The organism is Chryseobacterium sp. KLBC 52, assembly GCF_003347605.1.
Lineage (GTDB): Bacteria > Bacteroidota > Bacteroidia > Flavobacteriales > Weeksellaceae > Chryseobacterium.
The window spans coordinates 77,788-102,814 of record NZ_QDFZ01000002.1; the positions used below are offsets into that span (position 1 = coordinate 77,788).

Here is a 25,027-nt window from a genome sequence, read left to right on the forward strand (position 1 = left end):
ACTCATTCATAATTCATAACTCATCATTTATAATTTTACTATTCTTTCTTCTTTTGCACTTTCCAGCGAAGCATCTATAATTTTCATATTCTGAATAACTTCTTTTCCGGGAGAGGGTAAAGCATATCCAAAAACGATGTGTTCATAGATCTGCTGATAATAATTCATATAATTTCCGGCTTCACTTGAAGTAAGAATTCTTTCTGTTTCGGAATGATCGTTCAGGAAGTTTAAAATTCCGTCCGGTCCTTTCAGAGGCTGCGTCCATTCTTTACCATATTCAGGAATAGCACCTGCTACCAGTTCATTTTCCTGATTATCGGTTCTTTCCTGCAGGAAAGTACCTCGGTCTCCATGAATTGTGTAAGCATAATGGCCTTCTTTGCTGAAAACAGACGATTTCAGTCTTACTCTCAGATTATCTTTATAGAATAAGAGAATTTCAAAATAATCGTTAGCAAACTCAGCTCCTTTCATAGAAAACACGTCTGCAAACAATTTTTCAGGATATCCAAAGTACTGCACTGCCTGATCTACAAGATGTGCCCCCAGATCGTGAAGTGATCCTGATCCCACCTGATCCGGGCTTTCTTTATGCTGTTTTCCACTGGCAGTGGTACGGAATCTGTCAAAACGGATTTCAGCTTCTTTAATATTCCCTGTTTTCTTAGCATCAAGAATCTTTTGAACCTGTAAAAAATCGCGGTCGAATCTTCTGTTTTGATAGACACTCAAAAACAATCCCTTTTCTTCTGCCAATTGTACCAGCTCCTCTGCTTCAGCAACATTTACTGTAAAAGGCTTTTCCACAATAATGTTTTTTCCCGCTTCCAGTGCTTTTTTGGCGTACTCATAATGGGTCTGAACCGGAGTATTGATAATCACCAGTTCTATATCTGCCTGCTGAAGCATTTCTTCCACAGAGCGGTAGATGGTTGCATCCGGATACTTTTCCTTCGATTCTTCCTTGCTTCTTTCCACCACAGCAGACATAAAGAATCCCGGATGTTCCTTTAAAAAAGGCGCGTGGAATACTTTTCCGCTCATTCCAAAGGCACAAAGCCCTGCTTTTACCAATTGCATATTATAATTTTTAACAAATATATTCATAAAAATTTCTCTATCCCTTAGCCTAAAGGAGCTATAGAAATAATCCATCTCATGAACTGTAAAAATATGATTTAAATCATAAAATTATTTTTATCTATTCTAAACAAATACTTACATTTGCGCCTTATTTAAAACTGTTCTACATAAAAATAAAATGAAAAGACAACTACTTTCTTTAGGTCTTCTACTGATCGCTGTTTCAGCGAGTTCACAGATGAAAAATGCGGAAGCAGACACCATCAGAACTCAGACTATTGAGGATATTAATCTTCACAAAACAGGAAATCCTAACCAGGCAAGACCATTATCGACAAAATCAAATCTGACGATAATGGAAAACCCTCAGCCTATTGCTATTGTTACTCATGAAATCATTGAGCAGCAGCAGGCAAAACAGCTGAGTGATGTTCTTCAGAATGTAAACGGGCTGTATATCACTTCATCCCGAGGAAATTCTCAGGATAGTTTTGGTGGGCGTGGTTTCATTTTAGGAAATGATAACATTTTTAAGAATGGTTCAAGAATAAACAGCGGTGTTTTCCCTGAAGTAAGTGGTCTGGAAAGAGTAGAGGTTTTAAAGGGGGCAAATGCGATGCTTTTTGGAAATACTGCAGCTGGTGGTGTTATCAATATGATTACAAAAAAACCTAAATTCAACTTTGGGGGAAGCGTAGGACTCAATGGCGGAAGCTGGAATTCCTATAAACCAACAGTTGATATTTACGGACCTTTATCCAAGAATATTGCTTTCAGAATCAATGGAGCCTACGAGCATGCAGAAAGCTTCAGAGATGTTGTAGAATCAGAGAAGTATTATTTCAATCCTTCATTTCTATTTAATTTAAGTGATAAATCTCAGTTAATTGTGGAGGCTGATTATCTTAAAACAAATTTTACTCCGGATTTCGGTCTTGGGTCTATTACAGAAAGAGACCAAAGCTACAGATTGAATGATGCCGTTTCCAGAAATACTTTCTACGGAACAGACTGGCAATATCAAAATGTACAGCAAGCGTCTACGAATGTAACTTTTAACCACCAATTCAACGAAAGATGGTCTTTGAACGCGACTGCTTCGTACCAAAACTATACGAAAGATTATTTTTCTTCTGAAAGAGTACAATGGATATACGATACTAAAGATGCCTCTGTAGATCCTAACAGATTGTCATGGAAAAGACCTTTTGGAAAAACTTATAACGAACAAAATTATACTTCAGCACAGGTAAACATCAATGGTGAATTCAATACAGGAAAAATCAACCACAAAGTTTTAATTGGTTCAGATGCTGATTACAGCCAGGCAGATGCTTATGCTTATAATGTTACAGCTCCAAAAAATCTTCTGTATTTAGATGATCCTTCAACATGGGGAAGTATCGATATGCCCAATTCTACTCTTAGTACAAGAAACAGAATCAATACCAGAAGAATCGGGATCTATGCACAGGATTTTATAAGTGTAACAAAGCAATTAAAAGTAATTGCAGGTTTAAGATGGTCTTATATAGAAAATATGCCTACGCTGACAACCCGCTTCACCTTAAATGATAAAATTGAGGTAGCTAATTCATCGACTTCTGACAATGCATTTTCCCCAAAAGTTGGTTTGGTGTATGCTCCAAATGAAAACCTTTCTGTATTTGCAACTTATACTAATTCGTTTGCTTCCAATGCAGGATATACTTCAGATCAATTTGGTACGGTAAATACCAACCAATCTGCTTCAGATGTTCAAGCTCAGTTAAATGCTCTATCAAAACAAAGCATAAAGCCATCAACGGTTGATCAATATGAAATTGGTATTAAAAAGAATTTCTGGAATAATGCTTTAGCTGTTAACTTAACGGCGTACCAGATTATGTACAATAATTATTATCAAACCTACTGGTTTGCTTCTGCTCCGAACGGAGTACCGGTGAATTCCACTGATACCAATCTTAAAGAATTTGCAGGGAATATGAGAAGCCGAGGTCTGGAATTAGACATTACAGGAAATCCAACAGAAAACCTGTCTATAATCGGAGGTTTTTCTTATAATAATTCCGTTTATATTGATACACCTGAAAAAGGATATGTTGAAAATCAAAGACTGGTAAGAACACCAGCTACAACAGCCAATGCTTCTGTTTTCTATAAATTTACAAACTATGTAAAAGGTCTAAAAATCGGAGCCGGAGTATACTACATCGGAGACAGAATCGCGGGATGGAATGATTCAAAATCTACGAACGCAAGCAGAAACAATGTAAGCAGAATGTTTGATCTGAAAGACTATACAACAGTTTCTCTTTCAGTAGGCTACGAATGGAAAAAATTCTCTATCCAGGGGAAAGTGGGCAACCTGTTTGATGTTGTAAACTACAATGTTCACGAGAATTATTCAGTGAATCCTATTACGCCTAGAAACTACTATTTCACATTGACATACAGACTATAGAATTCTTTATATAATAATTCTTTCATTAAAAGTGGAGATTGCATTTTTGCAGTTTCCACTTTTAAAATTTTTAACAAAAACAAACAAAAAGATATGGATAAGATTAAAGACACAAGAAGTTTTATGAGAATTACACACCGTTATCTGGGCTATTTCCTTGCCGGAATTATGGCTGTATATTCGTTAAGTGGAATTCTTTTGGTGTACAGAGACACAGATTTTCTGAAAAGCGAAAAGAAATATGAAAAAAATATCGCTGCCAATCTTTCAGAGAAAGAACTGAAAAAAGAACTGAAGATGAAAGGCCTGGAAGTAGAAAAAACAGAAGGAAGTGTTCTTTATTTTAAACAGGGAACTTATGACAGTGCTACCGGAAAAGCCAAGTACACTAAAAAAGAACTCCCTTTTGTATTGGATAAAATGGTTTCTCTTCACAAATCACAATCTAAAGATGCTATATCTCCTCTGAGCGTATTCTTCGGAGTTTCCCTGTTCTTTTTCGTTATATCAAGTTTCTGGATGTTTAATCCTAAGACAAAAGCATTCAAACGTGGAATCAAGTTTACGATTGCCGGATTGATCATTTCCATCATTCTTTTATTTATTTAATATAATACAAGGGCAATTTGAAAAAAAACAGCAATTTGGAACATTAATAATATAACATCTGTTTTTATCATTTTCATTTCAAAACGCTTGTTTCATTTTATTTATCATTACGATATCCGCAGTTAATATGTTAAAAAAGTAAATTATATCTTCCTGACAATCTTAACGTTTATTTAGAAAAATTACGTAAAATTAAGAGTCTGGCACATTTATTGTTTTTTCTATAATTCGTGAATAATAAACATTTAATTATTAAAATAATAAATTATGAAAAAACTTATTTTAACAGGAATATTAGCCGTAGCAGGCTTAACAGCAACTGCCAACGCTCAGATTCAGAAAGGTAATTGGATGGTAGGTGGTAACCTTGTAGGGGCAAATTTTGGTTTAAATGAAGGAGCAGGATACAACTTTGCAATTCAGCCTAAAGGAGCCTATTTCATTGAAGATAATATCGCAGTTGGGGGATATGTAGATTTAGGTTTCAAAGGAGCCAAAGATGCACCCACTACTTTTACATATAATGTAGGAGCATTAGGACGTTACTATCTTAATCCGGGAGAGCAGGGAGTAAACAACTTACTACACCACGGAAGATGGTTCTTCGAAGGTAACGTAGGGGTTGGAGGAATGTCAATCTCTAAAGGAGGTTCTTCTTCTAACGGTCTTAACTTCGGATTCGGACCTGGTTATTCTTACTTCATCACTCCAAACATCGGATTGGAAGGTTTAGTGAAATATGATGCAAACGCTGGGTTCGGAAGCGGTGGATACACTAACAAAATTACTTTTGGTTTAGGTTTCCAGATTTATCTTCCAACGTCTAAAGCAAAACAAATCATCAACGACGTTAAGTAATCACTGAAATACTTATAAAAAATGAAAGCGCCCCGAAATTTATTTTCGGGGCGCTTTTCGTACAAATTAAAACTAAACTATAAAAAATCAAATAAATCATGTATTGGGTTGAGGCGTGTACCTTAAATATGGTTTTATTTCCGTCACCCCTTTTGGGAATATCTTTCGTGCATCTTCTGTAGAAATGGTTGGAGGTACAATAACATCTTCTCCGGTTTCCCAGTTTACAGGAGTCGCTACACGATAATTATCCACCAGCTGTAAAGAATCCAGCACTCTAAGGATCTCTTTAAAATTCCTTCCCGTAGAGGCCGGATAGGTAATAATCAGTCTTACTTTTTTGGAAGGATCAATAATCAGAAGAGAACGCACTGTAGCTGTAGCTGAAGCATTGGGATGAATAAAATCATACAGCTCAGAAACTTTTCTGTCTTTATCAGCAATAATGGGAAACTTCACAGTGGTATTCTGAGTTTCATTAATATCTTTCACCCAGTTTTGATGATCTTCTACTCCATCTACACTCAGAGCAATCACCTTTGTATCTCTGGCCTCAAACTCAGACTGCAGTTTTGCAGTATACCCCAGTTCTGTAGTGCATACCGGCGTATAATCTGCAGGATGAGAAAATAAAATTCCCCAGGAATCTCCCAGATAATTATAAAAATTGATGTCACCTACCGATGACTCTGCCTGAAAGTTGGGTGCTGTATCTCCTAGTTTGATTGACATAATGTTCCTTCTTTATAGTCTACAAATTTAGTAGACTTTTTGGAACTGGCAAATTTTTTGATGAAAATTTATATATTTAACTAAAATTTTATCCATGGAGAAAACCGGATTAAGGTATCTAGATGTTGTTTATAAGGTATTGGAAAGTTGGTATGTAACCTTTGCCGCGCTCACCCCAAAGCTGATTGTCGGGATTTTAGTATTTACATTCTTCCTTATTAGCAGTAAATATTTAAGCAAAGGGGCGGTAAAGTTATTTCACAAATTTTTCCCGAAAAGTCAAAAAGAGAGTTCATTAGTCACTTTAATCAGTATATTCAGGTTCCTGATTATGCTGATGGGAACCTTTATTGCACTTGAAATAATGGGTTTCAGTGGTTTTCTCTGGAAGTTTATCGGAAGTTTAGGAGTTGCAGGGGTTATTGCAGGGGTAGCTCTAAAAGATCTTGTTTCAAGTATTTTCTCAGGAATGCTGATTGGAATTGATAAAGCCTACAAAGTAGGAGATTATATTACCATCGGAACCCATTCAGGAACGGTACAGGAAATTGGTTTTTTAACGACAAAACTTCTTACTGATGATGGCAAGAAGGCATATATTCCGAATCAGGTTGTTTTCAATGCACCTTTCTACAATATTACGGCTTCCCCACAGCGCAGAATTATTTTAAATTTTGAAATTCCGGCTGATGAAGATATTACCAAAGCACAAAAGGGAATTCTTGATGTGATTAAAAATCTTGATAATGTGGATAAGTTAGACACTGTAGAGGTAATCTTCACAGACCTTAAACAGGGAGCTTTTAATCTCCAGGTGAAGTTCTGGATAAAGGTTGGGGCTAATCTTGCACAGGTAAGAAGTAAAGCCTATTTAGGGATTAAAGAACGCTTTGATACGGATAAAGTTCAGTTGGTAACGCCTACAAGTATCAGTATTACGAGTGGAGAGACTAACTTGCCGGAAAGCCATCAGGATAAGTAAAAAAATATAAAATATAAAGGCCATTTCAAATGTTGATGTGGTCTTTTTTATGATGATTGATTAAATAAAATATGTTTAAACCTAACAGGTTTTAAAAACCTGTTAGGTTTACAGTATGCTAGATTTACAGTAGTACATTTCCGATGAAGTTATTACAAAACTTTACCTTCACATGCTAACAAAAAAACCGCTCCAAAAGGAACGGTTTTCTTATTTATCTGAAAATTTTAGATTATGCTAAAACTTCTTTTACTTTGTTTGCAGCTTCTTCTAAAGTAATTGCAGAGTGTACCGGAAGACCAGACTCGTCAATTAATTTTTTAGCTTCTACAGCGTTAGTTCCCTGTAATCTTACGATCAATGGAACCGGAAGGCTACCCATAGCTTTGTAAGCATCTACAACACCCTGAGCAACTCTGTCACATCTTACGATACCTCCGAAGATGTTGATCAAAATAGCTTTTACGTTTGGATCTCTTAAGATGATTCCGAAAGCTGTCTGTACTCTCTGAGCATCAGCAGTACCCCCTACGTCAAGGAAGTTAGCAGGGTTACCACCTGATAATTTGATGATATCCATAGTTGCCATTGCAAGACCAGCTCCGTTTACCATACAAGCAACGTTACCGTCTAATTTTACGAAGTTAAGACCCGCTTCACCAGCTTCAACATCCATTGGATCTTCTTCTCTTGTATCTCTAAGCTCAGCTAAGTCTTTGTGACGGAACAATGAGTTGTCATCTAAAGTTACTTTAGCATCTACAGCAATAATTTTGTTATCAGAAGTTTTTAATACAGGGTTGATTTCGAAAAGAGAAGCATCAATTCCTGTGTAAGCATTGTAAAGAGATGAAATAAATTTCACAAATTCTTTGAATGCATTTCCTTCAAGACCTAGGTTGAAAGCAATTTTTCTAGCCTGGAATCCTTGAAGACCGATAGCAGGATCAATCAATTCGTTGTGGATCAAATGAGGAGTTACTTCAGCAACGTGCTCAATATCCATACCTCCTTCAGTAGAATATACGATCGTATTTTTTCCTTCAGCTCTATCTAAAAGAATAGAAACATAAAATTCTTTAGTTTCAGATTCTCCAGGATAATAAACATCTTCTGCAATCAAAACAGAGTTTACTTTTTTACCTTCAGCAGAAGTTTGCGGAGTTACCAACTGCATTCCGATGATATTCTGAGCGTTCTCTTTAAGTTTATCCATGTTTGGAGAAAACTTAACACCCCCACCTTTACCACGACCACCTGCGTGAATCTGTGCTTTTACAACCCAAGCCTGTGCTCCGGTTTCAGCAGTCAATTTTTCAGCAGCTGCTACAGCTTCATCTACGTTGTTTGCAACGAAACCACGTTGGATAGCTACTCCATACTTTGATAAAATCTCTTTTGATTGATACTCGTGAAGATTCATATTATTTTTATTATTTTATTTTAATATTTAAAGGTTGACAAATTTACTAAAAAGACACGGAAGTTCAAGTTTATTGACTTAAAAATTAAAGTCTGATGGACTTGATTTTTAACATATCTATCTATTTTCCCCTATTCTTCCGCTAATTTCTCAGACTGAGATCCGATAAACGGAATTTTCGGAGCAAGGAAATATCCCGTAAGACTCGCAAATAATATTGGTACAAAATACGTAAATCCGGTAAGCGTCCCCAAAATAATCGTTGTACTCATCGGAGTTCTTGTCACGCAGGCATTGATGGCTGCCATACAGCTTACAATGGCCAGCGTGGTATCAACCGTTGGAAACAAATTGTGAATAATTAATCCCAACGTTGTTCCGACAAAAAACAAAGGAATGATAAATCCTCCTCTCCATCCTGAAGTTACTGTAATGGCAATCGCAAGTATTTTAAAAACCAGAATCAGAATTAAAAAATTCAGTCCGAAATTACCTCCGATCAACTGATTGATCTCGTTGTGCCCGAAGTATCTTGTAATTGGGAAATTGTAGGCGATAACTCCTAAAATAATCCCACCTGCTAAGGTTTTAATATAAATCGGCAATCTTCTGTACTCAAAAATCTTTTTAAAAAATTTGACTACAAAAATGAAAATCCAGCCAAATAAAGTTCCTACAATTCCAAATGCCGTCGCATAAGCAAAATCATAGACTCCTGTATAATGGTAAGCTTTCAAATCCCATGTTGCCCCAATTCCTAAATGGATAATCAAAGCAAACATCAGGTAACTGAAACAACTTGCTACCAATGCAGGAATAATGGCTTTATAATATTCTACCGCATGTTTATGATGTAAAATTTCCAAAGAAAAAAGACTTCCTCCAAGCGGAGCCCCGAATAATGCTGTAAAACCGGAAGCCATACCCGCAATGCTCAGAGACCTCAGCTCTTCCCCTTTCAGTCTGAAAATCTTCCCAAGCCAGGTTCCTGTAGATCCGGTGACCTGTACCAATGGTGCTTCAGGACCTAAACTTCCTCCCGATGCTACACAGAAAAGAGAAGAAAGAATCATCGAAGGATTATTCTTTGGTTCCAGTTTCCCTTTATTGAATCTGATATTATTAACGATCAGGTGAATTTCTCCCGGATCACCAATAAAATGAATTACCAGTCCTGCCAGCAAACCACAGATCGCCATCGTGGGAATCACCTGCCAGCCCTGAAATTCTGCTAAAAATTCTGTAAAATACTCCAGCACAATCCAATATCCTCCGGCAATACTACCGCCCACCAGACCTGTAACCGCCCAAATAAAAAAAGTACGGCTGAACACAAACGGATTAAATCTGATAGGTTGATCCAAGAGATTGAATGTTCGTATTAACCGTCTTCTTCTGTTAATTTTCATTCTTATATTCTGTTTTTAGCAAAATATAAGATCAGCATTCCCCAGCTTAAGATCATCATCAGACCTCCAAGCGGAGTGATGGGGCCTAAGAATTTAAGATTCATTCCCCAATAATCCTGCATGCTCAGAAAATAGATACTTACTGAGAATAAAAGAGTTCCTGCAATCATTAAAATGGAAGTCCATTTTTCAGCAGAGGTTTCGAATTTTAAGATATACCCGATGATCAGCAGGAAAAAAGCTGCATACATCTGGTATCTTACGCCTGTTTCAAAACTTTCCAGTCTTTCCACAGCTAATATTTTCTTTAAAGCGTGTGCTCCGAATGCACCCAGGATGACAGAAACCATTCCGTAAACTGCTCCAAAAACTAAAGTAATTGTTTTCATTTTATAACTCTTCTAATTCTAGGGTTAAATATTTTTTTGTTTTATGATCCTGCCAGGTTCCTATAATTTTCCTGCCTTGCAAATCAGCTTCCACCAAGGCTTTGAAAATCCACTGGTTGGTTTCTTCACTATAATAATCGTTTTCTATGATAGAGATATGATTACCTTTTAGCTTTCCGTTCCACTCAATCAGCTTTTTATTTTTATCATACCAGTATTTTGCAGAAAAAGAACCATCATTGTATACCTCATTGATCAGAACAGTAATGGGGTACTTTCCATCGATCTTTCCCTTATACAATTTATGAGTAAGACTGGTTATCTCTGTTTTTTCAGAACCGGAAATTAAATTTCTCGCATAAGGACTCCAGTATTTTTCCAGCTCTTTGTAGGAAAACTCTATGTCATGACTGCCCAGGTCATCCAAAGCTCTCATCGCATGGTTGGAACATCTTCCGGCAACAAAAGTCAGTTTATCTTTTCCAAAGAAATATCTGATCCCTTCCAAAGTATGTTCCGTAAAACAGTCTTCATACATAGCGATCTGATCCTGAGTTTCCTCTGCAGGATTTTTCTCAGCTTTCAGTGTAACAAGAAAATCAGAAATTCTTTTCTTTACTCTTTTCTGAATAATTCCCTCAACAGTCTTCACTGAGCTTGGTTGAAATAAATCTTTGGCATTGATAAAATTCCCTGTTCTCAGATCAAAATTCTTCCAGATCAGAAATCCTTCCGGATAAGCGCCTGAAGCTTCACCATCTATGGCAATACTCAGAATATTCTTAGGCGTTTCAATCTTATCCCAACTATAAAAATAAAGATAGTTGGAATAGGAATTGGTGGCTGTAGAAGCCAGTTTAAAAGGATTTCCGCCAGATCCCGGAACATATTCCAGCTGATCTACCTGCAGAAATGTATTGATTTTATTTTCTACCCGAGGATTTTCCGAATACGAAACAACCGGAAAAACGGTATCTTCAGTTTTCGGCTGCAGATTACTTATTTTCACTTTTTGCTGTTGTGAAAAACTTAACCCCGAAATCAGTAAGAAAAATACAATACTCCTTTTCACTATTTTGATTTTAAGTACATTAAAATGAACTTGGCCACCAATGTAGAAATCCCCAGGATGATAAACATATTGGCAAATTTCTTGGAACTTTTGAAACCTTCATTGTTGGTTTTCTTCAGAAAAAATCCAAAAAGAAGGAATACTATAGGCAAAATGATCTGTAACATCAGTTTCCTCTCATTCTGTTAAACTCGTTGATCACCTCATGGTGGCTCACCGTCTTATCTTTAAAATAGGTAACAAAATGCTGTTTTTCTTCTTCAGTAGCTCCCAACTGGTTCAGAATATTCAATAAGTGCATTTTCATATGTCCTTTCTGAATTCCTGTGGTTACCAGAGAACGTAACGCTCCAAAATTCTGAGCAAGACCAGAAACAGCAAGAATACTCATCAACTCCTGTGCAGAAGGTTTTCCAAGAAGGGCCAGAGAGAATTTTACCAAAGGGTGAAGATTGGTAAGCCCTCCTACTACTCCTACAGAAATAGGAAGATCAATCCAGAATCTGAAAATTCCGTTATCTGTTGTACAGTGAGTTAAAGACTTGTATTGTCCGTCTCTTGCAGCATATGCGTGTGCGCAGGCTTCTGTAGCCCGGAAATCATTTCCGGTAGCTATTACAACAGCATCTACTCCGTTCATTACTCCTTTATTATGAGTAGTCGCACGGTAAGGTTCTATTTCTGCAATGGTAACGGCCTGCTTGAATTTAGAAGCAAATTCTTCAGGAGAAATTCCACTGTCATCTTTTAAATCTTCCATTTTACACGAAACCTCAGCTCTTACGATACAGTCAGGCGTAAAGTTGGAAAGAATATTCATCACAATCTGTAGTGAATTCTTTTCTTCCTGAGTAAAATCTTCGCTGGTAGCCACTTCCTGTCTCAATGTTTTTCCAAACTGCTCAAGACATGAATTGATAAAGTTCGCTCCCATTGAATCTACTGTATCAAAGCTTGCTTTCAACTGGTAGTAATTCGGCATTTCTGCTGTCTTATCCACCACACTGATATTTAAAATACCACCACCACGTTTTCTCATGTTGGAGGTAATATCCTCAGTAGTTTCAAATAGTTTTTTCTTTAAACTGAAATTAAAGAAATGTAATAATTTATGAGGTTCTACATTAAAAATAAAGTGGGTATGTCCCAGCTTTTCTGTATTGATAATGGTTGTTTTAAAACCTCCTTTGTCGATCCAGAATTTCGCAGCTTTGGAAGCAGCAGCAACTACAGAACTTTCTTCAACAGCCATTGGAAGGGCCAACAGTTTTCCGTCGATTAAAAAATTCGGAGCAATTCCGTAAGGCATATAGAAATTAGAGATGGTGTTTTCAGAAAATTCTTCGTGGAGTTTCTGAAGATCCGCATCATCGTTCCAATATTGTTTTAATATATTTTGATATTCCTGGTTTCCTTCAAGATATTCGTTTACGAGCCATTCGATTTTCCCCTGCTTTGGCAGCTTGGAAAAACCTTCGATTGGTTTATGATTCATGATATAAACTTTAATGAGCCGTAAATATAATGATTTTGAGACTCTTTTTTGTTGATAACTTCTATGAAAAAAGATTGACTTTTATCAATTTTGGAACTAAATTTGAACAAAATTAAAATACATTATTGATACAAAACAGATCAATCATTTTACAATATGAATTTTGACCGCCTTAAAGAAAAGCTTGAAATCCTTGCTGATGCAGCGAAATATGATGTTTCCTGTTCATCAAGCGGAGGCACGAGGAAGAATAAAAAAGGAGCTTTAGGAGACAGTTCTGCAAGCGGGATTTGTCATACCTATACGGAAGACGGAAGATGTGTTTCTCTGCTTAAAATTTTATTGACCAATCATTGTATTTATGATTGTGCTTATTGTGTTTCCAGAAGTTCCAACGATATTAAGAGAGCAGCATTTACGGTAGAAGAAGTGGTAGATCTTACCATCAATTTTTATCGAAGGAATTATATTGAAGGGTTATTTCTGAGCTCGGGAATATTCAAAAATGCAGACACTACGATGGAAAGGCTTGTAAGAGTTGCGAAAAAGCTGCGATTGGAGGAGAACTTTAACGGATATATTCATTTAAAATCTATTCCCGGGGCAAGTGATGATCTGATGCAGGAAGCTGCATTGTATGCAGACCGGTTATCGGTAAATATTGAAATTCCTACAGAAAGCGGATTAAAATTGCTGGCCCCTGAAAAAAACAGGCAGGATATGATCAGTCCGATGCGGTATATTCAAAAAGGAATTATTCAATATAAGGATGAAAAGAAAATTCTGAAAAAAGTTCCCAAGTTTGCGCCTGCCGGACAATCAACACAGATGATTGTAGGGGCAACTAATGAAAACGATCTTCAGATCATTAAAGTTGCTGATCATTTTTATAAAAATTTTAATCTGAGAAGGGTGTATTATTCCGGATATGTTCCGGTGTTGGAAGATCAGAGACTGCCCTCTTTAACCACAGAAGTTCCAATGCTTAGGGAAAACCGATTGTATCAGTCGGACTGGCTGATGAGATTTTATGGCTTTAAAGCGGAAGAAATTTTAGATCCCAATATGCCTTTCCTTGATCTGGAAGTAGATCCGAAATTAAGCTGGGCATTACGGAATCTGGATCAATTTCCGGTGAATCTCCAGACTGCCGAATACCGGACGATTTTAAGAATTCCGGGAATTGGAGTAAAAACAGCTCAGAAAATTATAAGTGCAAGACGTTTTCAGATTTTAACGATGGATCATTTGAAAAAACTGGGTGCAGCTGTCAACCGGGCAAAATACTTTATCGATTTTAATGCGGGAAATGCGTACCTGAAATATTTAACGGATAAAAACTTCAGAAAGCTACTGATTGGTGGAAGTTCATCCAAATTCCATAACCAGTTTTCGCAACAGCTGAGTTTGTTTTAATGATCTGTTTAAATGTTTATTTTTTGAAACATTAAGATTCTATTAAGGTGTTGAGAGTATTAAGATGAGCTTCACTTTAAGCTTAAAAATCAGAATGATTTATCTTAACTATACTTTATTTCTTAAATCCTTCTTAATGGTTGTAATATTTTTTGAACAGTTTCAATAAACACAAATAACACTAATATTTTCACGGATGGACACTAATTTATAATACAATACGACTGTCATTCTGACGAAGGAAGAATCTCTTCAATAAACCAGATTCTTCACTTCATTTATGAACTTCGTTCGCAGACTTTCAGTCTGTGTTCAGAATGACAGACCAACTGAACTTTAAATTATTAAACTCAACCCATGACAACCCTACTCTACGATGGAAGTTTTGATGGTCTTTTCACTGCAGTATTTGAAGTTTTCGAATACCGTTATCAAGAGGTGGAAATTACCAGCAGAGAAAGATTTCATCAGGAAAATATTTTTGCAGAGATTCATGAAGTCATTACTCAACCGGATAAATCTGAAAGGGTTTTGAATAAACTGGAGCTTAGTATAGGAAAACAGGGCGTTTACAAACTTTTAAAAGTTTTTTTATCTGAAGATCCGGAGCTGGAAAACCTCATCTTATCTGCAGTAAGGCAATCCGTGAAAAATTCTGAAAAAAATATTCTTGAAAATTTTGCTGATGCTGATGTTTTAAAAATTTCAAAAATCTGTAAATCAGTAGATCGGGAAAGGCACAGAATGACTGCTTTTGTTCGTTTTGAAAAAATGCAGGATGGTGTTTTTTTCTCCAAAATAGATCCTGACTTCAATGTTCTTCCTTTAATCAGAAAACATTTTAAAGACCGATATCAGGATCAGAAATGGATGATCTATGACCTTCGAAGAAACTATGGACTTCTGTATGATCTGGACACCTGCGAATTCTTCTATCCTGACGAAAAGATTAATCTAAATAATTACCAGCAAAAATTCCATGATGAAGAAAAGAGTTATCAGGTACTTTGGCAGCGTTATTTCACGAAAACCAATATCGTGGAAAGAAAAAATATGAAACTCCATATTCAGCATGTTCCGAGAAGATACTGGAAATATCTGACTGAGAAATGGTAACTGCACTCTCAATATTATTTCTCGCTGATTGAGCAGATAACGCAGATTTTTATCAATAAAACGATTCTGAGATTCCATGGTACATACGCCCAAACTTGAATCAATAATTCCATATTGTGGATAACTTTTTATTTTGGTCAAAAAACATGTGATTTCAGGTCTGTTTTTCAAGAGCATTATTTAATCAACTCATTTTATGAAAGATATAATCCACATTCATCGAAAACTCATATTGTGGATAACTTTTTCAAGTTAACATTCCGTTAATATTGAAATTTTTTCAATGTCACTTTTTTAAGAAAATTGAGTAGAAAATAACCTACCCAATGAGAATAAGGGGTTTCAAAATACCATTTAAAAACATGAAAATCTGCAGTATACGGAGTTAATAATTACATCAACATTTTAGTTTTGTGGATAACTTTTACTTTTTAAGGGTTCGCAGCGCTTTCTTTACAATATACTGTGTTTCTTTTGTCGGACTTTCCCGAAGCCATTCATCGCAGATTTCCACTACAAATTCGGGTTGTGATTTACTGGCATCATTCAGCCAGTTGCCTACGCTGTCCTGTACATATCTGGAGGAATCCGATCGTAAAGGTTCCAGTATTTCCAGTCCAATCCCCGGATTTTGTTTTAAAGCATCAATATGTTCGCACCAAACTCCTCTTGGCCTTGTGGATTCGCTGGCAAAACGTCTTACGTTCTCATTGTCATGCGTTGTCCACGTTGATAATATAGATAAACTTTCTTCGAGGTTTCTGGAAATATCCGGGCGTACCGTCATCCAACAGATTTCCCTCACTCCAAAATGAGAGTCAGCAGCAAATGACTGTATACTGTCTAATTTTTCCTTCAGTTTTAAATTATGGTTTCTTCCAATCGTATAAGCTGCCCAGCAACGTACTAGATCTGCCGGATGAACTGATAATTTCCAAAGAAATTCATCATCCTTATTTTTCAAAGCCTGATTAAGAAGCCCAACACCAATTGTTTCATTAATCGAATTGACGGTTTGTTTTTTCAGCTGATTTACAATTTCTAAAACAGGCATCAGATATTCTTTACGATCATTTTGCAAAAGCAGATTTTCCAGCAGCAACCTTTGATCTACAGCCAGCCATTCTGTAAGATTGGCGGTTTCAATTTCTCCCCTGTTCAGCTTTTCCAGAATATCAGTTGGAATATCTTTAATGGAGCGGGCTCCTTTTCGCTTTTCTGTCATACTATTTAATGATTACCTTTACAAAAGTCTGAAAGTGGGCGGAGAAAAACAATACCGCATATTTTTCACCCATAGGGATAAAAAAATCAATTTTATGGAAACAAAGGAAAGAGCTGAAGAAAATAAAATTTGTCCGTTGGAAGTTGCTGTCAATACCATTAGTGGGAAATGGAAAATTCCTATCGTGTGGCAGATCAATGAAGGGAAAAAACGTCCCAGTGAGTTTTTACGTGGGATTGCAAAAGTGGACCGCAGAGTTTTGAATCAGCAGCTGAGTGAAATGGTGGAAGACGGTATTTTAACAAAACAATCTTTTAATGAACTTCCTCCAAGGGTTGAATACACATTGACAGAGCTTGGGGAACAACTTGTGAAGATCCTCTGGCAGCTGAATGACTGGGGAAAACTATTGATTCCTGAAAAAGATGAGCTATTGAACCCATAAGTTTTCATATAATATATTGGCAGATAGGTGAAAAAAAATGATATTTGTGTTCACTAAAACACATGAAAAGAGTTATCACAGGAATCACAGCTGCTCTCATTTTCGTTGGCTGTACAAAAGAAAAAATATCAGACCGTTTATTACCTGAACCAGATAAAAATGAGCATTTAATTTCAGAAAATGCTTTGAAAATCAATAAAGAAAAAAATACCATCCGGGAAAGATTTTCACCTCCGGAAGGCTATGAGTGGATGGAAGAAAAACCTGGTTCTTTCGGACATTTTATCGAAAATTTTAAGCTGAAACCTTATGGCAGCCGGATTGTAAAATATGACGGAACACCTATTTCTACCCAACATCTTCATGAAGCTGTTTTTGATATTGATACCGGAAATAAAGACCTGCAGCAATGTGCTGATGCCGCTATCCGTATGAGAGCGGAATATCTTTACAAATCGAAAAAGTTTGATGAAATTAAATTTCATTTTACCAGTGGCGACCTCCTCAGCTGGAATGATTATAAAAATGGAACGAGAGCTTTTGTGAATGGAAATTCAGTCAGCTTCAGAAAAACAGCTGGGTATGATGATTCTTACCAGAGTTTCAGAAATTATCTGGATCTGATTTTCAATTATGCAGGAACAATTTCATTGAACAGAGAAACAAAGCCGGTCACAAGAAATTCTAATCTTAAAACAGGAGATATTCTGATCACACCGGGAAGCCCGGGACATATTGTTTTTATTTCCGGGGTCTGTAAAAATGAGAAAGGGGAAAGATTATTTTTACTGAGCGAGGGATTTACGCCGGCACAGTCTGTTCATGTGCTTTCCAACCCGTTTAATCCCTATTTTACACCTTGGTACGATCTCGATATCCATTCTGAGGAAACGAAAACTGCACGATATTTTTTTAAACCTACAAACTTCAGAAGCTTTTAATCATTTATATTCAAAACTATTGGAAACTTACTACGATAATCTGAACTTGTTTTTGTAAATTTGTGTTCGAAATTTTTTACTTGATGAAAGAGAGTGCTGTAAAAAAAATTGCAGTTCTTACTTCAGGAGGTGACTCTCCGGGTATGAATGCGGCGTTAAGAGCGGTAGTAAGAACCGCCAATTACTATAATATCGAATGCTACGGAGTAAGAGAAGGCTACAACGGTCTTATCAACAATGATTTCCTGAAAATGGGGGCTCGTTCCGTAAAAAATATAATCAACCAGGGTGGAACTATTCTAAAGTCTGCCAGATCCACTGAGTTCAGAACAAAAGAAGGCCGTCAGAAAGCTTACGATAATTGCGTAAAACTTGGAATAGACGGATTGGTATGTATTGGAGGAGATGGAACTTTTACCGGTGCCAAAATCTTTAATGAAGAATTCGGAATCAGAGTAATCGGTATCCCGGGAACTATTGATAACGATATTTTCGGTACTGATAATACCATCGGTTACGACACTGCCTTGAATACTGCCATGGATGCTATTGACAAGATCCGTGACACGGCTACTTCCCACAACAGAGTTTTCTTTGTAGAGGTGATGGGACGTGATGCTGGTTTTATTGCTTTAAACAGTGGATTGGCAACAGGAGCTCTGGATATTTTAATTCCTGAGAAAAAAGACAGTATTGATGAGCTTTTCACAAAATTCAGGGATGCGGAAAAAACCGGAAAGGCATCAAGTATTGTGGTGGTTGCAGAAGGTGAAAAACTAGCCAACGTTTATGAGCTTGCAGAAAAAACCAAACAAACCTTCCCTGATTATGATATTCGTGTAGCCATTTTGGGACATATGCAGAGAGGAGGTTCTCCAAGCTGTGCAGACAGAGTTTTGGCCAGCAGACTGGGATACGGTGCTGTAACAGGGCTTATGGAAGGACAAACCAACGTAATGGCAGGAATGCGTTCCAATGATTTGACGTATACACCAATAGAAGAAGCCATTAAAAAACATAACGAAATCAATAAAGATCTTTTACTGATTTCAGAAATTTTAGCAATCTAATTATTTTTATAATCTAATAAAAACAAACTATTATGTCAACAATTAAAGTAGGTATCAACGGTTTTGGTAGAATTGGACGTCTTGTTTTCAGAGCAATGACTGAAAGAGACAACATTGAAGTTGTAGGAATCAATGACCTAATCAATGCAGAATACATGGCTTACATGTTAAAATATGACTCTGTACACGGTATTTTCCCAGGTGAAGTTTCTGTAGAAGGAAATGATCTTGTAGTAAACGGGAAAAAGATCAGAGTAACTGCTGAAAAAGATCCAAGCAACCTAAAGTGGAATGAAATCGGTGCAGACTACGTAGTAGAATCTACTGGTTTATTCTTAGATAAAGAAAGCGCTGCAAAACATATTACTGCAGGTGCTAAGAAAGTAATCCTTTCTGCTCCTTCTAAAGATGATACTCCAATGTTCGTAATGGGGGTAAACCACAAGGAACTTACTGATGATATCAAAATTTTATCAAACGCTTCTTGTACTACAAACTGTTTAGCTCCTTTAGCTAAAGTAATCCACGATAACTTTGGAATCGTAGAAGGTTTGATGACCACTGTACACGCTACAACAGCTACTCAGAAAACTGTTGACGGTCCTTCAATGAAAGACTGGAGAGGTGGTAGAGCTGCTCTGAACAACATCATCCCTTCTTCTACAGGTGCTGCTAAAGCAGTAGGAAAAGTAATTCCTTCACTAAACGGAAAATTAACAGGTATGTCTTTCAGAGTACCAACTGTTGACGTTTCTGTAGTAGACTTAACAGTGAGAATTGAAAAAGCTGCTTCTTATGAAGAAATCTGTTCAGTAATCAAAGCTGCGTCTGAAGGTGAATTGAAAGGAATTCTAGGATATACTGAAGAGGCTGTAGTATCTCAGGACTTCGTAGGAGATAAGAGAACTTCTATCTTCGATAAAGATGCTGGTATCATGCTTTCTCCTAACTTCGTGAAACTTGTTTCTTGGTATGACAACGAAATGGGTTACTCAAACAAGTTAGTTGATATGCTTGTACACGCTGCTTCTTTATAATCAATAATGAGCGATAAGCAATAATATAAAACCTTCCCGATGGGAAGGTTTTTTTGTTTAAATTAACTCCCAAAATTTATACCATGCTCAATGAACTTATTGAAAGATATTCTCAATATTCTGATGTGGAATTAATGGAAGTATATTCAAATAAAGACAGATATACAAATGATGCCAAACAAGCTTTAGATATCGTCATAGAAAATAAAGGTGGAATACAATCTCTGACCGTCCGGTATGATACAACTGTAGCGAAGGAATTGGAAAAATCAAGAATAAAGAATGATGCTACGGAATTGTATTTAAACGGGATGACAAAAAATGACATCAATCATGCTTTGAATTCAGAAATACTAGCCTCAGATGAAATACAACAGATCATAGAAACTACTTCTACAGAAATAGAAGCAACAAAAAGGGATTTAGAAATTAAACCCAGCACCATCATCGGGAGTATCTTAGGAGGAATTATCGGTGGAACTATTGGTGGGATATTATGGGGATTACAAATTATATATTCCGGTCGCATCTTTTATATTTTTGCTATAGGTCTGGGAATAATTTCTTACGGTTTTATAAAATTTTTCACTAAACAGAGCAGAAATAATATTGCGGTATTCATCATTACCATACTATCGGTGGTTTATGCTTTGATTTTAGGTTTTTACATATATGAATTATTTGGTTATCGTGGACCTGACAGATATTGATAAAACGTAAAAATGAGCTCCAATCATCATTAAATTTAATTCAACCCTGATAAATCTCACCAGAATATTTCAGCATAAAACTTGTACTTTTATAGGTAAAGGAATGAACATGATACAACCCCGTTTTAAAAACGCCCCCCATTTCAGAGATTTTTGGGAACATGGTAACGGAAAGCAGCTTATTGAATTTTCCGGAGCAGAGGTAAGTTTTAAAAACTTTGAAAAATTTGCTCCCTATTTTCATCATGTGGATAAAATTGGTGATGAGGTGGTACAAGATGTTTATTTCACTAAAAAATTTCATGAGGCTTCAAGAGAGATTGAACACTATATCAGAAATGGAGTTTCGGAAACTGATGATGTTCCTGAAAGTGTAAAAAAGCTTTTCAGTCAGACTCAAAAAGTTCCGGACTGGCTGGATTATAATCTGCTTAAAAGCGGTGCTGAACTATGCATGAGAAGTAACCTGGATTCTTTGATCTCGCTGAGAGATTATTGTCTGATCGGCGGTTATGATTATGCTTACCTCAACAAACCGCTTATTGTCACAGAAGCCCTGAAAAAAGGAGCGGTAAAACGTCTTTCTGAAACATTGGATTTTTGGGTAAATGCTACCCGATACAACGCATTGGAAATTCATGCAAAAGGATATGAATTTGCCATAAAAACCCGTTTGATCCACTCCTATGCAAGACTTTCCATTAAAAAACATTATAAAGACTGGGATACCGAAAACTGGGGAGAACCCATCAATTCATGGGATATGATGGCAACGTATATTGGGTTCAGTCTGGTATTCCTTCATAGTCTTCAGAAATTGGGAAATCGTTTTTCTGTTGAAGAGGAACAGGGAATTTTTCATCTCTGGAAATATGTAGGGTATCTTCTGGGAATTCCGGAACAGCTTCTTCCTGATGATAAAAAACATGCAACGGAATATTTTTATTTATGGACTTCTGTTCAGCCCCCTTCGGATAAAGATTCTGTTCTGCTGGCTCACTCTCTTCTGGATGAATCACTGGAAAATCCTATTTTAAAATATGAATTTCAAAGAAAGAATTTAAAATATCTGCACGTCTGCTGTACCTGGTTTTTGTTGGATGACGAAGTATGTAAAAGATTACAAATTCCGGAAGTTCCTTTCAGAAATCTGTTTCCAAAATCGAAAATACTTTTCAATAAAATTTATGATCAACTGGTCAGTCGTGAAAAGAGAATACAAAGAGGAAATAAGGATCAGCTGAAAGTACTGGAAGATTATCTTGCCATCACTAAAAACTCAAATTTTCATTAAAAGTAATTGTTGGAGATCGCCAAGGCGCAAAGATTTCAAGACATTGCAAAAGTTTTTTAGGACGCAAGAAAATCGAAGATTTTCAGCATGGGAATTATATAATTTCAGGTAAAATTCTTGCAATCAACCAAACGATACAGTTTTCCATTAACATCTGCGTTATCTGCAAAATCAGCGTGAGGTAAAAAACATATACACTACTCAATTTTATTGGAGATAAAATCTTTGCGCCTTAAAGCAAAAGAATTGCGCCTTTGCGATTTCAAACAAAAAAACAACTCATCTTAATAAAGTAAAAAAACATTTAAAAACACTTTAGATACCACATTCCGCATGTGCTTCGTAATGAATGAGATCAGCTGTAAAATTTTATCATTTTTTAACTTTAAAAATAGCTTTCAGAGACAAATAATATTAGCTTTTGATCTATAAATTATGTATTTTTGAGAAATTATTTTAATAGAGATGAGTAACATTGATGATAAGAAAAAAGCACTCGCTTTAGTGCTTGACAAGCTAGATAAAACATATGGAAAGGGAACGGTAATGACTTTAGGTGACGAATCTATAGACAATACTATTGAGGTAATTCCTTCCGGTTCTTTAGGGTTAGATATTGCTTTAGGAATAGGCGGATATCCAAAAGGAAGAATCATTGAAATATATGGGCCTGAATCTTCAGGTAAAACAACATTAACCCTTCACGCTATTGCTGAAGCTCAAAAAGCAGGTGGTATTGCAGCATTCATTGATGCAGAGCACGCTTTCGACAGAACGTATGCTGCGAAATTAGGAATTGATCTTGAAAACCTGATCATTTCTCAACCGGACAATGGTGAACAAGCGTTGGAAATTGCAGATAACTTAATCCGTTCAGGAGCTATTGATATCGTTGTTATTGACTCTGTAGCCGCTCTTACCCCAAAAGCAGAAATCGAAGGTGAAATGGGAGATTCCAAAATGGGTCTTCATGCAAGATTAATGTCTCAGGCATTAAGAAAGCTTACCGCTACTATTTCAAGAACAAAATGTACCGTGATTTTCATCAACCAGTTGAGAGAAAAGATCGGTGTTATGTTCGGAAACCCTGAAACCACTACCGGAGGTAATGCTCTTAAGTTCTACGCATCTGTAAGAATTGATATCAGAAAAGCAAGTGCGCCAATCAAGCAAGGTGACGAAGCTATCGGTAGCCGTGTGAAAGTGAAGATTGTGAAAAACAAAGTAGCACCTCCTTTCAAACAGGCAGAATTTGATATCATGTATGGAGAAGGAGTTTCTAAAGTAGGAGAAATTCTTGATACTGCTGTAGATATGGGAATTGTAAAGAAAAGTGGTTCTTGGTTCAGCTACGAAGAGACTAAATTGGGTCAGGGACGTGATGCTGTAAAAGATGTTTTAAGAGATAACCCGGATCTTGCTGAAGAATTGGAAGGTAAGATCAAAGAAGAAATGAAAAACAAATAATTTTTCAGAACAATATTGAAAAGGCAGTCTTCGGATTGCCTTTTTTGTTGTCATTTTTTTTAACGCAAAGTTTTATTTATAGGCGGTACAATTTTGAGGGGCCAAAAGATGGAATCAATAAATTGATTCTTACTAAGCAAACGCATCATTTATCACAAAGCTTCATCAACGATGCGTTTAAATAAATAAATAAATAAATAAATAAAGGATCAGAAAATAAAAAAGAGGTCATTCCGTAGAACAACCTCTTTGAGATTTTATATTTAAAAAAATTATTCAGCAATTTTACCTTGCAATTGAAGTGCTCCGGTCACTTTCATTCCTTTTGTTGGAGTTTCAAATCTCATATTCTCCTTGTTAACAAAAGCATCAATGGTAAAGAAATCTTCACGCTCTTCATTCGTGATCAATTTCAGTTTCAGAATATACCCTTTAACACTTCCGTCTTCAAGCAATTCTGTTTCTTTAAAGTCTACTACCTGACCAATAAAATCGAAACATGCATAATTAGGCAAGTCCTGACTTGGTGCATAGGTAGTGAAATCGTCACTCATTTTGGTTCCATCCGGTACATCAGTATTGGTGTGAACATCAAGGATGAAAACAATTCCGCTGATATTTACTTTCAGATGAGGCTGAGTCATGTAGGTGTTTCTGTTTTCAGCATAATCTGTTGCAAAAAACCAAACCCCAAAAGTATCTCTGGCAGGTCCTGCTACAATTGCCTGTAAATTCAATGCATTTTCCCATTCTCTGATTGATCTTGTTTCAAAATCCAATGTATAATCCGTTGTTACTTCCGGAACGATCATACTTAATTCCGGTGTTACAATAGTTTTAAACCTTACCCCATCAAATTCTGTTTTGCTCTTAATATCCATTGATGGATCAGAAGACTCTGTCTGTGTAAGAATAGCATTCAGATACTGACCGTAATCTTTAGTTTGAAAATTCTGATGACCAAAAATCCCACTCCATGTATTCATAAGATTATGAACATTGGACTTTCTGATGATAATTCCTGCTTCATTGGTTGTTTCAGGCGCTGCAATTCCCTCCGTATTCTGGAAATAATTTTGTCCCTCAATCAACTGATGGTTCATGATCGCATTATTTTCTTCATGAGAAAACTCTGCAAAACCTTTATAAGTAATATTTTGGTTTTCGAAAACATAAGGCAATCCTGTTTTCTTCTTTTCATCACCGGCAAAGTGATAAGCAAGTGAAATTCCCTTAAATTCTCCTTCCTGAATAGCCGGAGTATGATTACCGTTATGATCAAACTGAGAATGATACAGGATCACATAAGATTTAATCTTTCCTTCCTGAAGTTCACTTTCGAACTTTTCTTCCATTTGTGCAATCGCCTGTTGTGGAGAAAGTGCATAAGCATCTTCAGTAACCATATAGGCAAAACCTTCTACATCCCCGTTTTCTTTTTCAAAAGCAGAAAGAGGCGTATATTCTCCTCTTAGCTGAAGGGCTATAGAATACACGATATAATCATTATAAATCCTGATTTTTTCATATTCTTCATTTACTTTCGGCTCTTCTACCGGCTGCGAAGGAATTTCCGGTATTGTTTCCACAACTTCTTCCACCACTTCCTCTACTATTTTTTCCTCTGGCATTTCCATTTCCTGAACCGGAGTACTCACATTTTCCTGACTGTTATTTTTCTTCTTAAAAAAATCAAAGATTCCCATACTGTTATTTATAATTGGCGGTAAATATAATAAAAGTGCTCAACAGACCCATCATAAAAAAAATGCCATTGTGTCAGTTTC

The 25,027-nt window shown here is 36.4% G+C and carries 22 protein-coding genes; 13 read left to right on the forward strand and 9 right to left on the reverse strand.

Annotation, left to right across the window (positions count from 1 at the left end):
- Positions 1-27: 27 nt before the first annotated feature.
- Positions 28-1,083, reverse strand: a complete 1,056-nt coding sequence (locus tag DDF69_RS01980; RefSeq protein ID WP_114819308.1) for a Gfo/Idh/MocA family oxidoreductase — start codon at positions 1,081-1,083, stop codon at positions 28-30.
- A 181-nt stretch (positions 1,084-1,264) separates the two neighbouring features.
- On the opposite strand from DDF69_RS01980, the gene DDF69_RS01985 reads away from it, so the two are divergent.
- From DDF69_RS01985 to DDF69_RS01995, 3 genes are all read left to right on the forward strand, one after another.
- Positions 1,265-3,550 carry a TonB-dependent siderophore receptor gene (locus DDF69_RS01985; protein WP_114819309.1) on the forward strand — a complete coding sequence of 762 codons (2,286 nt, stop codon included), beginning with the start codon at positions 1,265-1,267 and terminating at the stop codon, positions 3,548-3,550.
- A 93-nt stretch (positions 3,551-3,643) separates the two neighbouring features.
- Positions 3,644-4,159, forward strand: coding sequence for a hypothetical protein (locus tag DDF69_RS01990; protein WP_062676266.1), 516 nt, complete (start codon positions 3,644-3,646; stop codon positions 4,157-4,159).
- Between the two features lie 267 nt (positions 4,160-4,426).
- Positions 4,427-5,017 (forward strand): outer membrane beta-barrel protein, encoded by a 591-nt coding sequence (locus tag DDF69_RS01995; RefSeq protein ID WP_047435061.1) that lies wholly within the window; start codon positions 4,427-4,429, stop codon positions 5,015-5,017.
- 96 nt (positions 5,018-5,113) lie between these two features.
- On the opposite strand, the gene DDF69_RS02000 is transcribed toward DDF69_RS01995, so the two are convergent.
- Entirely contained in the window at positions 5,114-5,749 is a 636-nt protein-coding gene (locus DDF69_RS02000) for a peroxiredoxin (RefSeq protein WP_114819310.1), read from the reverse strand.
- A 94-nt stretch (positions 5,750-5,843) separates the two neighbouring features.
- Here DDF69_RS02000 and DDF69_RS02005 point away from each other — a divergent pair, with 94 nt between their 5' ends.
- On the forward strand, positions 5,844-6,731 hold the full coding sequence (locus tag DDF69_RS02005; protein ID WP_114819311.1) for a mechanosensitive ion channel family protein: 888 nt from the start codon (positions 5,844-5,846) through the stop codon (positions 6,729-6,731).
- A gap of 232 nt (positions 6,732-6,963) precedes the next feature.
- On the opposite strand, the gene sucC is transcribed toward DDF69_RS02005, so the two are convergent.
- From sucC to DDF69_RS02030, 5 genes are all read right to left on the reverse strand, one after another.
- Complete coding sequence (gene sucC / locus DDF69_RS02010; protein ID WP_114819312.1) at positions 6,964-8,154, reverse strand: ADP-forming succinate--CoA ligase subunit beta; 1,191 nt, start codon at positions 8,152-8,154, stop codon at positions 6,964-6,966.
- Positions 8,155-8,285: 131 nt separating this feature from the next.
- Entirely contained in the window at positions 8,286-9,563 is a 1,278-nt protein-coding gene (locus DDF69_RS02015; protein WP_114819313.1) for a chloride channel protein, read from the reverse strand.
- A gap of 2 nt (positions 9,564-9,565) precedes the next feature.
- Positions 9,566-9,952: a DUF423 domain-containing protein gene (locus DDF69_RS02020; protein ID WP_114819314.1), complete on the reverse strand. Its 387-nt coding sequence runs from the start codon at positions 9,950-9,952 to the stop codon at positions 9,566-9,568.
- Position 9,953: 1 nt separating this feature from the next.
- Positions 9,954-11,024 carry a hypothetical protein gene (locus tag DDF69_RS02025; RefSeq protein ID WP_114819315.1) on the reverse strand — a complete coding sequence of 357 codons (1,071 nt, stop codon included), beginning with the start codon at positions 11,022-11,024 and terminating at the stop codon, positions 9,954-9,956.
- A 166-nt stretch (positions 11,025-11,190) separates the two neighbouring features.
- Entirely contained in the window at positions 11,191-12,519 is a 1,329-nt protein-coding gene (locus tag DDF69_RS02030; RefSeq protein WP_114819316.1) for a hydroxymethylglutaryl-CoA reductase, degradative, read from the reverse strand.
- Between the two features lie 156 nt (positions 12,520-12,675).
- Here DDF69_RS02030 and DDF69_RS02035 point away from each other — a divergent pair, with 156 nt between their 5' ends.
- Entirely contained in the window at positions 12,676-13,935 is a 1,260-nt protein-coding gene (locus DDF69_RS02035) for a putative DNA modification/repair radical SAM protein (RefSeq protein WP_114819317.1), read from the forward strand.
- Between the two features lie 357 nt (positions 13,936-14,292).
- Positions 14,293-15,051: a TIGR03915 family putative DNA repair protein gene (locus DDF69_RS02040; RefSeq protein ID WP_114819318.1), complete on the forward strand. Its 759-nt coding sequence runs from the start codon at positions 14,293-14,295 to the stop codon at positions 15,049-15,051.
- Positions 15,052-15,475: 424 nt separating this feature from the next.
- On the opposite strand, the gene DDF69_RS02045 is transcribed toward DDF69_RS02040, so the two are convergent.
- A complete protein-coding gene (locus DDF69_RS02045; protein WP_114819319.1) occupies positions 15,476-16,276 on the reverse strand; it encodes a DNA alkylation repair protein in 801 nt (266 codons plus the stop codon).
- A gap of 94 nt (positions 16,277-16,370) precedes the next feature.
- Between DDF69_RS02045 and DDF69_RS02050 the strand changes: the two genes are divergently transcribed.
- The 7 genes from DDF69_RS02050 to recA all read left to right on the forward strand — a co-directional run bounded on the left by DDF69_RS02050 (position 16,371) and on the right by recA (position 23,240).
- Positions 16,371-16,721: a winged helix-turn-helix transcriptional regulator gene (locus DDF69_RS02050; RefSeq protein WP_114819320.1), complete on the forward strand. Its 351-nt coding sequence runs from the start codon at positions 16,371-16,373 to the stop codon at positions 16,719-16,721.
- 62 nt (positions 16,722-16,783) lie between these two features.
- On the forward strand, positions 16,784-17,662 hold the full coding sequence (locus DDF69_RS02055; RefSeq protein ID WP_114819321.1) for a DUF4846 domain-containing protein: 879 nt from the start codon (positions 16,784-16,786) through the stop codon (positions 17,660-17,662).
- A gap of 83 nt (positions 17,663-17,745) precedes the next feature.
- Positions 17,746-18,732: a 6-phosphofructokinase gene (pfkA, locus tag DDF69_RS02060; protein WP_062676282.1), complete on the forward strand. Its 987-nt coding sequence runs from the start codon at positions 17,746-17,748 to the stop codon at positions 18,730-18,732.
- A 32-nt stretch (positions 18,733-18,764) separates the two neighbouring features.
- Entirely contained in the window at positions 18,765-19,769 is a 1,005-nt protein-coding gene (gene gap / locus DDF69_RS02065) for a type I glyceraldehyde-3-phosphate dehydrogenase (protein ID WP_047096698.1), read from the forward strand.
- An 83-nt stretch (positions 19,770-19,852) separates the two neighbouring features.
- Positions 19,853-20,479, forward strand: coding sequence for a hypothetical protein (locus tag DDF69_RS02070; protein ID WP_114819322.1), 627 nt, complete (start codon positions 19,853-19,855; stop codon positions 20,477-20,479).
- A 109-nt stretch (positions 20,480-20,588) separates the two neighbouring features.
- Positions 20,589-21,773, forward strand: a complete 1,185-nt coding sequence (locus DDF69_RS02075) for an oxygenase MpaB family protein (RefSeq protein ID WP_228411908.1) — start codon at positions 20,589-20,591, stop codon at positions 21,771-21,773.
- A 465-nt stretch (positions 21,774-22,238) separates the two neighbouring features.
- A complete protein-coding gene (gene recA / locus DDF69_RS02080) occupies positions 22,239-23,240 on the forward strand; it encodes a recombinase RecA (RefSeq protein ID WP_034694853.1) in 1,002 nt (333 codons plus the stop codon).
- Between the two features lie 272 nt (positions 23,241-23,512).
- On the opposite strand, the gene DDF69_RS02085 is transcribed toward recA, so the two are convergent.
- On the reverse strand, positions 23,513-24,946 hold the full coding sequence (locus tag DDF69_RS02085) for a hypothetical protein (RefSeq protein WP_114819324.1): 1,434 nt from the start codon (positions 24,944-24,946) through the stop codon (positions 23,513-23,515).
- Between the last annotated feature and the right edge of the window lie 81 nt (positions 24,947-25,027).

Bases quoted from the DNA above. Each gene is read 5' to 3' on its own strand.
- DDF69_RS02030 (WP_114819316.1), bottom strand. From the start codon at position 12,519: ATGAATCATAAACCAATCGAAGGTTTTTCCAAGCTGCCAAAGCAGGGG.
- DDF69_RS02035 (WP_114819317.1), top strand. From the start codon at position 12,676: ATGAATTTTGACCGCCTTAAAGAAAAGCTTGAAATCCTTGCTGATGCA.
- DDF69_RS02020 (WP_114819314.1), bottom strand. From the start codon at position 9,952: ATGAAAACAATTACTTTAGTTTTTGGAGCAGTTTACGGAATGGTTTCT.
- DDF69_RS02040 (WP_114819318.1), top strand. From the start codon at position 14,293: ATGACAACCCTACTCTACGATGGAAGTTTTGATGGTCTTTTCACTGCA.
- recA (WP_034694853.1), top strand. From the start codon at position 22,239: ATGAGTAACATTGATGATAAGAAAAAAGCACTCGCTTTAGTGCTTGAC.
- DDF69_RS02000 (WP_114819310.1), bottom strand. From the start codon at position 5,749: ATGTCAATCAAACTAGGAGATACAGCACCCAACTTTCAGGCAGAGTCA.
- DDF69_RS01980 (WP_114819308.1), bottom strand. From the start codon at position 1,083: ATGCAATTGGTAAAAGCAGGGCTTTGTGCCTTTGGAATGAGCGGAAAA.
- DDF69_RS02050 (WP_114819320.1), top strand. From the start codon at position 16,371: ATGGAAACAAAGGAAAGAGCTGAAGAAAATAAAATTTGTCCGTTGGAA.
- gap (WP_047096698.1), top strand. From the start codon at position 18,765: ATGTCAACAATTAAAGTAGGTATCAACGGTTTTGGTAGAATTGGACGT.
- DDF69_RS02055 (WP_114819321.1), top strand. From the start codon at position 16,784: ATGAAAAGAGTTATCACAGGAATCACAGCTGCTCTCATTTTCGTTGGC.
- sucC (WP_114819312.1), bottom strand. From the start codon at position 8,154: ATGAATCTTCACGAGTATCAATCAAAAGAGATTTTATCAAAGTATGGA.
- DDF69_RS02045 (WP_114819319.1), bottom strand. From the start codon at position 16,276: ATGACAGAAAAGCGAAAAGGAGCCCGCTCCATTAAAGATATTCCAACT.
- DDF69_RS02015 (WP_114819313.1), bottom strand. From the start codon at position 9,563: ATGAAAATTAACAGAAGAAGACGGTTAATACGAACATTCAATCTCTTG.
- DDF69_RS01995 (WP_047435061.1), top strand. From the start codon at position 4,427: ATGAAAAAACTTATTTTAACAGGAATATTAGCCGTAGCAGGCTTAACA.
- DDF69_RS02070 (WP_114819322.1), top strand. From the start codon at position 19,853: ATGCTCAATGAACTTATTGAAAGATATTCTCAATATTCTGATGTGGAA.
- DDF69_RS01985 (WP_114819309.1), top strand. From the start codon at position 1,265: ATGAAAAGACAACTACTTTCTTTAGGTCTTCTACTGATCGCTGTTTCA.
- DDF69_RS02075 (WP_228411908.1), top strand. From the start codon at position 20,589: ATGATACAACCCCGTTTTAAAAACGCCCCCCATTTCAGAGATTTTTGG.
- pfkA (WP_062676282.1), top strand. From the start codon at position 17,746: ATGAAAGAGAGTGCTGTAAAAAAAATTGCAGTTCTTACTTCAGGAGGT.
- DDF69_RS02085 (WP_114819324.1), bottom strand. From the start codon at position 24,946: ATGGGAATCTTTGATTTTTTTAAGAAGAAAAATAACAGTCAGGAAAAT.
- DDF69_RS02005 (WP_114819311.1), top strand. From the start codon at position 5,844: ATGGAGAAAACCGGATTAAGGTATCTAGATGTTGTTTATAAGGTATTG.
- DDF69_RS01990 (WP_062676266.1), top strand. From the start codon at position 3,644: ATGGATAAGATTAAAGACACAAGAAGTTTTATGAGAATTACACACCGT.